Origin of the sequence: Variovorax sp. CCNWLW186, from assembly GCF_037203865.1 — a bacterium.
GTDB lineage: Bacteria > Pseudomonadota > Gammaproteobacteria > Burkholderiales > Burkholderiaceae_C > Variovorax.
Window position 1 is genome coordinate 265,446 of sequence record NZ_JBBCBO010000006.1, and the last position, 11,301, is coordinate 276,746.

Consider the following 11,301-nt stretch of genomic DNA (forward strand, 5'->3'; position numbering starts at 1 on the left):
ACAACAGGAGAAGACGTTGGCGAAACGAACCTTCCTCGACTTCGAGCAGCCCATTGCTGAACTCGAATCCAAGATCGAAGAACTGCGCTATGTACAGACCGAATCGGCGGTCGACATCTCGGAGGAAATCGACCAGCTGGGCAAGAAAAGCCAGCAGCTCACCAAGGACATCTACAGCGACCTGACGCCCTGGCAGATCACCAAGATCGCGCGGCATCCGGAGCGCCCGTACACGCTCGACTACGTCAACGAAATCTTCACCGACTTCGTCGAGCTGCATGGCGACCGGCATTTCTCGGATGACCTTTCGATCGTCGGCGGGCTTGCGCGCTTCAATGGCACGCCCTGCATGGTGTTGGGCCACCAGAAGGGGCGCGACACCAGGGAGCGCACCGCGCGCAACTTCGGCATGAGCAAGCCCGAGGGCTACCGCAAGGCATTGCGGCTCATGAAGACGGCCGAGAAATTCAAGCTGCCGGTCTTCACCTTCGTCGATACGCCCGGCGCCTACCCAGGCATTGATGCCGAGGAGCGCGGCCAGTCCGAAGCCATCGGCCGCAACATTTATGAAATGGCGCAGCTCGAAGTGCCGATCATCGTCACCATCATCGGTGAAGGTGGCTCTGGCGGCGCACTCGCCATCTCGGTGGGCGACCAGCTCCTGATGCTGCAGTACTCCATCTACTCGGTCATCAGCCCCGAAGGCTGCGCTTCCATTCTCTGGAAGACCAGCGACAAGGCGCAGGAAGCGGCCGATGCCCTCGGCATTACCGCGCACCGCCTGAAGGCATTGGGCCTGGTCGACAAGATCGTGAACGAGCCGGTCGGCGGCGCGCACCGCGACCACCGCCAGATGGCCGCTTTTCTCAAGCGCGCCCTCAACGACGCCTTCCGCCAGGTCAGCGACCTGAAGCCGAAGGAGCTGCTCGATCGCCGCTACGAACGCCTGCAAAGCTACGGGCGCTTCAACGACACCAAGGCCGACACCGGCAGATAAGCAAGCGCCCCATGAACGAAGCCTTCGAACGCGCGATGGCCGCGTTCGAGCCGGCGCAGCTGCCGCTGGCGGTGGGCTTCAGCGGCGGGGCGGATTCCACCGCCTTGCTGGCCGCTTGCGCATCGGCCTGGCCGGGGCAGGTGGTCGCCTTTCACGTACACCACGGGCTGCAAGCCGCAGCCGACGATTTCGAGCGGCATTGCGCTGCGGTGTGCGAGCGGCTCGGTGTGCCGCTGGTCGTTCATCGCGTCAACGCTCGGCATGCGCAGGGCGACAGTCCTGAAGACGCGGCACGGCGGGCCCGCTACGAGGCCTTCGCAGCGATGGCCGGCTCGGCCGAACCCGCCGGCGCGATCAAATCGATAGTTCTTGGGCACCACGCAGATGATCAGGTCGAGACATTGCTGCTCGCCTTGTCCAGGGGGGCGGGACTGCCGGGCCTCGCGGCCATGCCGGCCCATGCGCGACGCAATGGACTCGACATTTACCGGCCGCTGCTCGGCGTGCCCGGCTCGGATATCCGTGCCTGGTTGAAAGGCCTCGACCTGCCCTGGATCGAGGATCCGACCAACCAGGACGAGCGCTACACCCGCAACCGCATCCGCGCCGTGCTGTTGCCCGCGCTGGCGCAGGCTTTTCCGCAGTTCCGTTCCACCTTCACCCGCAGCATCGGCCATGCCGCGCAGGCACAGGAACTGCTGGGCGAACTGGCGGCGCAAGACTTGGGCGTGGTGGGCGACCCGCCGCGCATTGCCGCGCTGCGGCTGCTTTCGCAGGCGCGCCAGGCCAACGTGCTGCGGCACTGGCTGATGCAGGCGCACGGCTGCGCCCCCAGCACGGCGCAGCTCGACCAATTGCTGAGCCAGTTGCAGGCCTGCACCACGCGCGGCCATCGCATCCACCTCAAGGTGGCCAACGGTTTCGTCGAGCGGCGGGGCGATTTTCTGCATTGGTACAATTCCAGGCCCTCGCCCAAGGCTTCGCGCTGACGGCTTGCAGGGCGCCGCGTTGGCACTCGGGAGTGCAGCGGCCCTTTCTTTTTCTCTGAATTCACCCATGGCATTGATCGTTCACAAATACGGCGGTACGTCGATGGGCTCGACCGAGCGCATCAAGAATGTCGCCAAGCGCGTCGCCAAGTGGGCGCGCGCCGGCCACCAGATGATCGTGGTCCCGAGTGCCATGAGCGGCGAAACCAATCGCCTGCTCGGCCTGGCCAAAGAGCTGGCCCCGAGCAAACCCAGCGACGCCCACGGCCGCGAACTCGACATGCTCGCCGCCACCGGCGAACAAGCTTCGTCCGCGCTGCTGGCCATTGCGTTGCAGGCCGAAGGCATGGAAGCCGTGAGCTATGCCGGCTGGCAGGTGTCGGTGCGCACCGACAACTCCTACACCAAGGCCCGCATCGAAAGCATCGACGACGAACGCGTGCGCGCCGACCTCGACGCCGGCAAGGTGGTTGTCATTACCGGCTTTCAGGGCGTGGACGACAGCGGCAACATCACTACGCTGGGCCGCGGCGGCAGCGACACCTCGGCCGTGGCCATCGCCGCCGCCATGAAGGCGCACGAGTGCCTGATCTATACCGATGTGGACGGCGTCTACACCACCGACCCGCGCGTGGAGCCCGATGCGCGCCGCCTCTCGACCGTGAGCTTCGAAGAGATGCTCGAAATGGCGAGCCTGGGCTCCAAGGTGCTGCAAATCCGCTCGGTGGAATTCGCCGGCAAGTACAAGGTGCCCCTGCGCGTGCTTTCGAGCTTCACGCCCTGGGACATCGACATCAATGAAGAGGCCAAGTCCGGCACGCTGATCACTTTCGAGGAAGACGAAAACATGGAACAAGCCGTTGTATCCGGCATCGCTTTCAACCGCGACGAAGCCAAGATCTCGGTGCTGGGCGTGCCCGACAAGCCGGGCATCGCGTATCACATCCTCGGTGCCGTGGCGGACGCCAACATCGAGGTCGACGTGATCATCCAGAACCTCAGCAAGGACGGCCGCACCGACTTCAGCTTTACCGTGCACCGCAACGAGTACGCGAAGACGGTCGACCTGCTGCAGTCGAAGGTCATGCCCTCGCTGGGTGCGACCGAGATCGTGGGCGACACCAAGATCTGCAAGGTCAGCATCGTCGGCATCGGCATGCGCAGCCACGTGGGCGTGGCCAGCAAGATGTTCCGCGTGCTGAGCGAAGAGGGCATCAATATCCAGATGATTTCGACCAGCGAGATCAAGACCTCGGTCGTCATCGACGAAAAATATATGGAATTGGCCGTGCGCGCGTTGCACAAAGCCTTCGATCTGGACCAACCTGCCGCCTGACAGTGGCATAATCTCGGCTTCTTTCAGGAACTGTGACCGAGTGGCCGAAGGTGCTCCCCTGCTAAGGGAGTATGGGGTGTAGAGCCTCATCGAGGGTTCGAATCCCTCCGGTTCCGCCAAGCTGATGAAGCCCTGTTGATCTTCGGATTGACAGGGCTTTTTTCATGCTTGGGAAATGCTGCCAGCATGGCTTTGAAGCCATCGGCGGCTTTTTTTTTCGTCTGCGTTTTCCGGTGCCTCAAGGTCCTTCGCCATCGCCGCAATGAATGCCCGAGTTGGGTCTTCTCCCGGGGTGAGCCGAATCAGCTGAGAGGAGGCGAGCAGCGCGGTGGCGCCCAGCATCGCAACTTGCGAGCTGGCGCATTGATATGCCGAGATCAGAAATGAGCGTAAATAAATCTCGTACAACCATTTGATCCGTAGCAGCTTTGCGACAAATCTGGGGCAAAAGTAACCATCTGTATGGTTAAATCGGCCGAACTATCGCGAAGAGGACGAGGGAATCTCCATGAAGCTGCTGCTGAGCGTCGTGTGCGCCGTTGTTGCATTGGCCGGGTGCGTCAGCACGCCGCCGACACCGACGGAGCCTGGAACAGGGTCGGGGCTTTCCTATGTGCCCATGGTGGCCATGGAAGGCGTCGACAAGGCCCGATACGACAGCGACGTGGCCGATTGCCGCACCGCGGCGACGCGGATCACCGCGCGCAGCGAATCTGGCGACGCCATGTGGCTGGCGCTGGGCCTGGGCCTGATCACCGTGCACGGCCAGGGCATCGTTGCCGCAGCCGCTCAAGGGGGAATTGCGGCCGCCGTGATCGACATGTCGTACCGTCCTGATGCACAGGTGATTGCCGAGCACCAGCAGGTCGCAATCGTGCACTGCATGGCGAAGCGCGGATATCACAACCTCGACCCGAACGTGCGCGACACCTTCTACGGCCACTCCTTCAACCCTGAAGTCGTGATGGCGCCGCGCCGCACCGGCGTGGATACCTACAACGCCGAACTCGTCGCCAAGGCCGGGCAGTGCAGCATCCAGCCGCGCGCGGAGCTGACGGCCAAGGGCCCCGGCTACGAGGCCTACAGCGTGCCGTGCTCGAACGGCGCAACCTGGGCCGTGCGCTGCGAATTCGGCAAGTGCCGCGTGCTGGGCCAGTCGGCCGTTCGCCGCTCCTGACCCTCGATGGCCGCGGCGCCGCGTGCGCCGACGGCCTGCGCCCGCCCGATCACTTGATGATCATTCCTTTTAGCGCCGGATCCGCGGGCGGCGCCTTGAGCTTCATTTCGCGCAGGGTCTTCATGAGCAGCTTGGCAATCATGAGGTTGCGATGCCGCTTGTGGTTGGCGGGAATCACATACCAGGGCGCGTGGTCCGTGGAAGTGGCGCGCAGCGCCTTGTCGTAGGCCTGCTGGTAGGCGCTCCACTTGGTGCGCACCTCGAGGTCGCCCATGCTGAACTTCCATTGCTTGCCGGGCGTATCGATACGGGCTTGAAGGCGTTCGCGCTGTTCGTCCTTGTCGATGTGCAGCATGCACTTGACGACCACCGTGCCGGTTTCGACCAGCAGGCGCTCGAAGTCGTTGATCTGCGCATAGCGCCGCTTGGCCTCGGCCTTGTCGATCCAGCCTTCGACCACCGGCACCAGCACGTCTTCGTAATGGCTGCGGTTCCATACCGCGATTTCGCCTGTGCGCGGCACGACCGCGTGGCAGCGCCAGAGATAGTCGCGCGCGCGTTCGTCGTCAGTGGGCGCCTTGAAGGCTGTCACGCGAACGCCGAGCGGAGAGGTGCGCGAAAAGACCCATCGCACGGTGCCGTCCTTGCCGCTGGTGTCCATGCCTTGCAGCACCAGCAGAACCTTGCGACGGCCTTCGGCATGCAGCAAGTCCTGCATTTCGTCGAGTTCGCCCGCCAGTTCGTCTATTTCGGCGACTTGCGCGGCTTCGTTGCCCTCGAGAAACGGCGTGTCGCCGGGGCTCACCTGCGAGAGTTGGAAGCTGCTGCCGACGCGGTATTTTTTAAGGCTGGCCATGAACCGGAGCTCCGTGCAAAAGCACGCAGCGTACGCGATCGGCGGTCAGCGGTCGGACTCATCCGGATCGATGGATGCGCTCCAGCGGTTGTCCCAATCGGCGTGGCGCGCCGCGCCGTCGAGCTCCCGCCGGTCGCGCTTGGTTGGCCGGCCCTGCTCGATGGCCAGCGCCGGTTCGCTGCCCATGCGGCGCTGTTCGCGCGCGGCGGCCTGCGCGGCGATGCTCTCCGCCGTCTCTTCATAGAGCTGCTGCGCCACCGGCGCTGGCCCGCGCTGACCGCTCAGGCCGCGCACCAGCACAGTCCGCGTTACGGCGCCCAGGCGGATGGCCACGGTGTCGCCCGCCTTGACCTCGCGGGACGCCTTGGCAACGTCGCCGTTCACCTGCACACGGTTCTTGCCGATCTCTTCCGCGGCCAGCGACCGCGTCTTGAAGAAGCGGGCGGCCCAAAGCCATTTGTCGATGCGCAAGCGATCCATATTCAGGAATTGTGGTGGTAGACAGGGAGCCGCACGACAGCGTCGAGCCCGACCACCTGTGCGGAATTTTCCTGCACGCCGCGGTTGTCGAGGCTGATGCGGCCGCCGAGCGCCAGCACGATTTCGCGGCAGATGGCCAGGCCCAGGCCGGAGCCGCTGCCGGTGTCGCCGGCGGAAAAGGGTGCGAACAGGCGCTGGCGAAGCTCGGCTGAAATGCCGGGGCCTTCGTCGCGCACCGTCAACATTGCTTCGTCACCCGTGGAACGCACCGTGACCGAAAGTGCGCCGCCCCGGGGACTCTGCTTGATGGCGTTGTGCAGCAGATTGCGCGTGAGCTCCTGCAGCATCCAGCGGTGTGCGCGCACCGTCACGGGCTGGTCCACGGCCAACTCGAAGTCGAGCGCCTTGTCGGCGATGAGCGGAGACAGGTCCAGCGCAATCTGCCGCACCACTTCGCCGAGTTCGAGCGGAACCGATTCAGGCTGCTGGCGCAATTGCTCCACCTTGGCGAGCGAAAGCATCTGGTTGGCGAGCGTTGTGGCGCGCTCCACGGTCTGGCTGATCTCGCTCAGGGCCTGTTCGGGTGCCACGTCGCCGCGCCGCGCCGATTGCACCTGCGCCTTAAGTACCGCCAGCGGCGTGCGCAACTGATGAGCGCTGTCGCGCACGAATCGCTTTTGATGGTCGAGCAGGCGTTGCAGCCGGCCCATGACCTCAGTGGTCGCATCGACCAGCGGGCGCAGTTCTCGCGGCGCATCGGGCGCATCGATGGGCGAGAGGTCGTCGGCCGCGCGCTTCTCGATGGCCTCGCCGAGCTCCCGCACAGGCCGCGTGGCGCGCTGCACCACAAGCACGGTGACCAGCGCGATCACGCCCATCAGCAGCAGCTGGCGCCACAGCATGTCGGTGAGCAGCTTGCGCACCAGCGTCTCGCGCAACTCGAGGGTTTCGGCCACCTGCACCACCGCCATGCCGCGGCCCTTGGCGCTGGCGACGGGTTGCAGCAACACTGCCACCCGCACCGGCTGGTTGCGAAAACGTGCGTCGTAGAAGTCGACCAGCGCCGAATAGGCCCCGCGGTCAGGAATTTGGCCGCGCCAGAACGGCAGTTCGGCAAAGCCCGAAACCATCTCGCCATCGAGCGCGGAAACGCGATAGAAAAGCCGGCTGCGGTTGTCGGCCTCGAAGGCTTCAAGCGCGGAATAGGGAACGATGGCGCGCAGTCGCGCCGCTTCGTCGTAGCCTTCCACGTCGAGCTGCTCGCCGATGGTCTTGGCCGAGGCGAGCAGGGTACGGTCGTAGGCCGTGGTGGCCGCCGCCAGGCTCTGCCGGTACAGGCTCACGCTGTTGATCACGATGAACAGCGCCACCGGCGCGAGAATGCCGAACAGCAGCCTCGCGCGCAGCGACAAGGCCTTCTTCATGGTTCGGCGCGCAGAAGGTAGCCCAGCCCGCGCAGCGTCATCAACGCCGCGCCGGTGCCCGCCAGCTTCTTGCGAAGGCGGTACACCACCACCTCCACGGCTTCGTACTGCACATCGGTTTCGCCGGGGAACACCAGCTCGAACAGGCGCTCCTTGCTCACGGCGTGCCCTGGTTTCATCATCAGCGCCTTGAGCAGTGCCAGCTCGCGCGGCGTCAGTTCCAGGATCCCGCCGCGGTGGTAGACGGCGCCGCTTTCGGGCTCGAAGCGCAGCCCGCCCACCTCCTGGGGGTTGAGGCCCATGTCGGGGCCGGCATTCTGGTGGCGCCGGCGCAACGCCCGGATGCGGGCTTCGAGTTCGTCCAGGTCAAACGGCTTGGGCAGGTAGTCGTCGGCCCCGGCGTTCAGGCCCATGATGCGGTCGCCCACCGTGCCGCGGGCGGTCAGCAGCAGCACGGGCGTGCGCAGCCCGGCGGCACGGGCCTGGGCCAGCACCTGGAGACCGTCGAGGTTGGGCAGGCTCAGGTCGAGCGCCACCACGTCGGGCTCCAGCTCGCGCCACTGCTCGACGGCCAGCGCGCCGTCGCCGCAGATGCGCACGTCGATCTTGCTGCGGGCGAGGGCGCGCTGCAGGGTGACCTGCATCGAGGGATCGTCTTCGACCAGCAGCAGCTTCATGGGGTGAGGTGGGGGAATGGTACTTCGGTGTTTTCCCCAGTCCGGCGGACAGCCAACTGACAGCGGGGCGGCGCATGATAGCGGCTCAGGCCCAAGTCAGGTTTTCTTTAGTTCTCAGGAGACAACGATGCGTCGCGACACCTTTTTGAAGTCATTGGCCGCGCTGGCCGCCGCCGGAGCCCTGCCGTTGTCGGCGCGCGCCGCTGCCAACGTCAAGATGATGATTCCAGCCAACCCGGGCGGTGGCTGGGACACCACGGGCCGCGCGCTGGGCAAGGCACTGACCGACGCCAAGCTGGCAGACACGGTCACCTATGACAACAAGGGCGGCGCTGCGGGCGCACTGGGCTTGGCCCAGTTCGTGAACGGCTCCAAGGGCGACCCGAACGCGCTCATGGTGATGGGCTCCGTCATGCTGGGCGGCATCATCACCGGCAAGCCGCCGGTCAACCTGTCGCAGGCCACGCCGCTGGTGCGCACCACCACCGAATACAACGTGTTCGTGCTGCCGGCCAACTCGCCCTTCAAGACCATGAAGGACGTGGTCGAGCAGCTCAAGAAGGACCCGGGCAGCGTGAAGTGGGGCGGCGGTTCGCGCGGCTCCACCGAGCACATTGCCGCGGCCATGATCGCGCAGAAGGTCGGCGCCGATCCGTCCAAGATCAACTACGTGGCCTTCCGCGGAGGCGGTGAAGCCACCGCCGCCATCCTGGGCGGCAACGTCACCGTCGGCGGCAGCGGCTACAGCGAATTCGCCGAATACATCGCCGCCGGCAAGATGAAGGCCATTGCGGTCACGTCCGCCCAGCGCCTGCCGGGCATCAACGTGCCCACGCTCAAGGAGCAGGGCATCGACGTCGAGATCGGCAACTGGCGCGGCGTGTACGGCGCCCCCGGCATTACCGCCGAACAGCGCAAGGCGCTGACCGACATGGTGCTGGCCGCTCTCAAGAGCCCGTCGTGGGCCGAGTCGCTCAAGAAGAACGACTGGACGCCTGCCGTGCTGTCGGGCGAGGCTTTCGCCAAGTTCGTCGACGACGACTTCGCCAGCCTGCGCGCCATCATGGCCAAGTCCGGAATGATCTGAACTTGACTCGCCCCAATCTTCGCGTACTTCGGAGATTGGGGGCTCTTTCGATAGTGGGGCCCTTCAATGGGCCCCATTCCTTTCCCTGACTGCGGGAGAAAAAATGACAACTCCAGAATCCTCGGTCTCGCCGCAACCCGCGGCCACGTGGCCGCAAACACTGGTCGGCGCGGGCGTGCTGCTGACCGGCTTGGCGCTGGGTTTCGGCGCCATTGGCATTTCTTCAGAAGCTGGCTACGGCGGCGTCGGCCCCAACTTTTTGCCTTGGCTGGTGTCGGGCGTACTCACCTTGTGCGGCGCCTGGATTCTCTGGGAAGCGCGCACCGGCGGCTTTCGTGAACTCGACGCCCCCTCGGGCGCAGAGCATGCCTACTGGCCGGGCTTCGTCTGGGTATCGGCCGGCCTGCTGCTCAACGCGGCGCTCATCACCACGCTCGGCTTCATCCTGAGTTGCATGCTGTGCTACCTGCTCGCCGTGCAGGGCCTGCGCCGCGCGAGCGGCCAGCCCTCGGCCAGCGCGCCGCGCACCTGGGCCATCGATCTGCTGACGGGCGCGCTCATCTCGGCTCCCGTGTTCTGGATGTTCACCAAGTTCCTGGCCATCAACCTGCCGGGCCTCACAACAACCGGGTGGCTCTGACATGGAAATCTTCAACGCACTCATGGCGGGTTTCGCCGCCGCGATCACTCCCGTCAATTTGCTCTGGTGCCTGGTGGGCTGTGCACTGGGCACGGCCGTCGGCGTGCTGCCGGGCATCGGCCCGGCCGTCGCGGTGGCCATGCTGCTGCCCATTACCGGCAAGGTCGACATCACGGCCTCGATGATCTTCTTCTCGGGCATCTACTACGGCGCCATGTACGGCGGCTCGACCACTTCCATCTTGCTCAACACGCCAGGTGAAACGGCCAGCATGGTCACCGCGATGGAAGGCAACAAGATGGCCAAGAGCGGGCGCGCGGGCGCTGCGCTCGCCACCGCCGCCATCGGTTCCTTCGTGGCCGGCACCATCGCCACCGTCATCGTCACTTTGTTTGCGCCGTTCGTCGCCGAGTTCGCGGTCAAGCTCGGGCCGCCCGAGTATTTCCTGCTGATGCTGCTGGCCTTCACCACCGTGAGCGCAGTGCTCGGCAAGAGCACGCTGCGCGGCATGACGGCGCTGTTCGTCGGCCTTGCAGCGGGTTGCATCGGCCTGGACCAGATCTCGGGCCAGGGCCGCTACACCGGCGGCGTTCCTGAGCTGCTCGACGGCATCGAGATCGTGTTGGTGGCCGTGGGCCTTTTCGCGGTGGCCGAGGTGCTGTATGCCGTGCTCTACGAGGGCAAGGTGGTCGAGGGCCAAAACAAGCTCACCCGCGTGCACATGACAGCGCGCGACTGGAAGCGCTCGATTCCCGCGTGGCTGCGCGGCACTGCCATCGGCACGCCGTTCGGCTGCATTCCGGCCGGCGGCACAGAGATTCCGACCTTCCTGAGCTATGCGACGGAAAAGAAGCTGGCGAAGGACGCGGACGCGAAGGCCGAGTTCGGCACCAAGGGCGCCATCGAAGGCGTGGCCGGCCCCGAAGCAGCCAACAACGCCACGGTGACCGCCGCGTTGATTCCGCTGCTCACGCTGGGCATTCCGACGTCGAACACCACGGCCATCTTGCTCGGCGCATTCCAGAACTACGGCATCCAGCCTGGCCCGCAGCTGTTTACTACCTCCGCCGCATTGGTGTGGGCACTGATTGCCTCGCTCTACATCGGCAACGTGATGCTGCTGGTGCTGAACCTGCCGATGGTCGGTTTGTGGGTCAAGCTGCTGAAGATCCCCAAGCCGCAGCTCTACGCGGGCATCCTGATCTTCGCAACGGTCGGTGCCTACGGCATGCGCCAGAGCGCGTTCGACCTGTTCCTGCTCTACGGCATCGGCCTGCTCGGCGTCGTGATGCGCCGCTTCGACTTCCCGACCGCTCCGGTCGTGGTGGGCATGATCCTCGGGCCGCTCGCTGAAGCACAGCTGCGCAATGCCATGTCGATCGGCGAAGGGAGCGCTTCGGTGTTCTTCCAGCGGCCGATGTCGATCACGCTGGTGGTCATCATCGTGGCGGTGCTGGTGTTGCCGCGCGTTGCCAAGCGGATGAGCGATCGGAAGCTGGCGCGGTTGGCGGCTCAATAATTTCTGCTGGACGTTACGGGCGCTTTCGTTTTGGCTGAGCGCTGTTCAGGGCGGCGCACCCGCCGACGGGGTACCTTTCTCCGCGAATGTCCCCCGGCCTGCGGCCTCCTCCTTTATTT

12 protein-coding genes and 1 tRNA gene are annotated in these 11,301 nt (G+C 65.2%); 8 read left to right on the forward strand and 5 right to left on the reverse strand.

The features are described from left to right. Window positions 1–16: 16 nt before the first annotated feature. From V9K97_RS10400 to V9K97_RS10415, 4 genes are all read left to right on the forward strand, one after another. The gene (locus V9K97_RS10400) at window positions 17–997 is read left to right on the forward strand and encodes an acetyl-CoA carboxylase carboxyltransferase subunit alpha (RefSeq protein ID WP_258506946.1); all 981 of its coding nucleotides are present in this window, start codon (window positions 17–19) and stop codon (window positions 995–997) included. A gap of 11 nt (window positions 998–1,008) precedes the next feature. Then, window positions 1,009–1,986 carry a tRNA lysidine(34) synthetase TilS gene (gene tilS, locus V9K97_RS10405; protein WP_337317885.1) on the forward strand — a complete coding sequence of 326 codons (978 nt, stop codon included), beginning with the start codon at window positions 1,009–1,011 and terminating at the stop codon, window positions 1,984–1,986. A gap of 67 nt (window positions 1,987–2,053) precedes the next feature. Further along, the gene (locus tag V9K97_RS10410) at window positions 2,054–3,322 is read left to right on the forward strand and encodes an aspartate kinase (RefSeq protein ID WP_337312141.1); all 1,269 of its coding nucleotides are present in this window, start codon (window positions 2,054–2,056) and stop codon (window positions 3,320–3,322) included. A gap of 26 nt (window positions 3,323–3,348) precedes the next feature. Further along, window positions 3,349–3,441: transfer RNA gene (locus tag V9K97_RS10415), tRNA-Ser, on the forward strand. A gap of 43 nt (window positions 3,442–3,484) precedes the next feature. Here the strand turns inward: V9K97_RS10415 and V9K97_RS10420 are convergent. Beyond that, window positions 3,485–3,730 (reverse strand): hypothetical protein, encoded by a 246-nt coding sequence (locus V9K97_RS10420; protein WP_337317887.1) that lies wholly within the window; start codon window positions 3,728–3,730, stop codon window positions 3,485–3,487. Between the two features lie 100 nt (window positions 3,731–3,830). On the opposite strand from V9K97_RS10420, the gene V9K97_RS10425 reads away from it, so the two are divergent. Then, window positions 3,831–4,499: a hypothetical protein gene (locus tag V9K97_RS10425; protein ID WP_337298512.1), complete on the forward strand. Its 669-nt coding sequence runs from the start codon at window positions 3,831–3,833 to the stop codon at window positions 4,497–4,499. Between the two features lie 49 nt (window positions 4,500–4,548). Here V9K97_RS10425 and V9K97_RS10430 read toward each other — a convergent pair whose 3' ends face one another. From V9K97_RS10430 to V9K97_RS10445, 4 genes are read right to left on the reverse strand one after another with little or no spacing between them, the layout of a single operon-like run. Next, entirely contained in the window at window positions 4,549–5,355 is an 807-nt protein-coding gene (locus tag V9K97_RS10430; protein WP_337317889.1) for a PPK2 family polyphosphate kinase, read from the reverse strand. A gap of 45 nt (window positions 5,356–5,400) precedes the next feature. Continuing rightward, window positions 5,401–5,835, reverse strand: coding sequence for an RNA-binding S4 domain-containing protein (locus V9K97_RS10435; protein ID WP_126749532.1), 435 nt, complete (start codon window positions 5,833–5,835; stop codon window positions 5,401–5,403). Between the two features lie 2 nt (window positions 5,836–5,837). Beyond that, window positions 5,838–7,259 carry a sensor histidine kinase gene (locus V9K97_RS10440; RefSeq protein WP_337317890.1) on the reverse strand — a complete coding sequence of 474 codons (1,422 nt, stop codon included), beginning with the start codon at window positions 7,257–7,259 and terminating at the stop codon, window positions 5,838–5,840. After that, the gene (locus tag V9K97_RS10445; protein WP_258506938.1) at window positions 7,256–7,936 is read right to left on the reverse strand and encodes a response regulator transcription factor; all 681 of its coding nucleotides are present in this window, start codon (window positions 7,934–7,936) and stop codon (window positions 7,256–7,258) included. Before V9K97_RS10445 ends, V9K97_RS10440 begins: the two co-directional genes overlap by 4 nt. Before the next feature lie 127 nt (window positions 7,937–8,063). Here V9K97_RS10445 and V9K97_RS10450 point away from each other — a divergent pair, with 127 nt between their 5' ends. The 3 genes from V9K97_RS10450 (at window position 8,064) to V9K97_RS10460 (ending at window position 11,182) form a co-directional block, all read left to right on the forward strand. Next, window positions 8,064–9,023 carry a Bug family tripartite tricarboxylate transporter substrate binding protein gene (locus V9K97_RS10450; RefSeq protein ID WP_157614336.1) on the forward strand — a complete coding sequence of 320 codons (960 nt, stop codon included), beginning with the start codon at window positions 8,064–8,066 and terminating at the stop codon, window positions 9,021–9,023. 103 nt (window positions 9,024–9,126) lie between these two features. Next, window positions 9,127–9,663: a tripartite tricarboxylate transporter TctB family protein gene (locus V9K97_RS10455; RefSeq protein WP_337312131.1), complete on the forward strand. Its 537-nt coding sequence runs from the start codon at window positions 9,127–9,129 to the stop codon at window positions 9,661–9,663. Between the two features lies 1 nt (window position 9,664). After that, a complete protein-coding gene (locus V9K97_RS10460; RefSeq protein WP_258506926.1) occupies window positions 9,665–11,182 on the forward strand; it encodes a tripartite tricarboxylate transporter permease in 1,518 nt (505 codons plus the stop codon). Window positions 11,183–11,301: the final 119 nt, after the last annotated feature.

Coding starts and splice junctions, on each gene's coding strand:
- V9K97_RS10435 (WP_126749532.1), bottom strand. CDS start 5,835: ATGGATCGCTTGCGCATCGACAAATGGCTTTGGGCCGCCCGCTTCTTC.
- V9K97_RS10450 (WP_157614336.1), top strand. CDS start 8,064: ATGCGTCGCGACACCTTTTTGAAGTCATTGGCCGCGCTGGCCGCCGCC.
- tilS (WP_337317885.1), top strand. CDS start 1,009: ATGAACGAAGCCTTCGAACGCGCGATGGCCGCGTTCGAGCCGGCGCAG.
- V9K97_RS10460 (WP_258506926.1), top strand. CDS start 9,665: ATGGAAATCTTCAACGCACTCATGGCGGGTTTCGCCGCCGCGATCACT.
- V9K97_RS10440 (WP_337317890.1), bottom strand. CDS start 7,259: ATGAAGAAGGCCTTGTCGCTGCGCGCGAGGCTGCTGTTCGGCATTCTC.
- V9K97_RS10430 (WP_337317889.1), bottom strand. CDS start 5,355: ATGGCCAGCCTTAAAAAATACCGCGTCGGCAGCAGCTTCCAACTCTCG.
- V9K97_RS10455 (WP_337312131.1), top strand. CDS start 9,127: ATGACAACTCCAGAATCCTCGGTCTCGCCGCAACCCGCGGCCACGTGG.
- V9K97_RS10425 (WP_337298512.1), top strand. CDS start 3,831: ATGAAGCTGCTGCTGAGCGTCGTGTGCGCCGTTGTTGCATTGGCCGGG.
- V9K97_RS10445 (WP_258506938.1), bottom strand. CDS start 7,936: ATGAAGCTGCTGCTGGTCGAAGACGATCCCTCGATGCAGGTCACCCTG.
- V9K97_RS10410 (WP_337312141.1), top strand. CDS start 2,054: ATGGCATTGATCGTTCACAAATACGGCGGTACGTCGATGGGCTCGACC.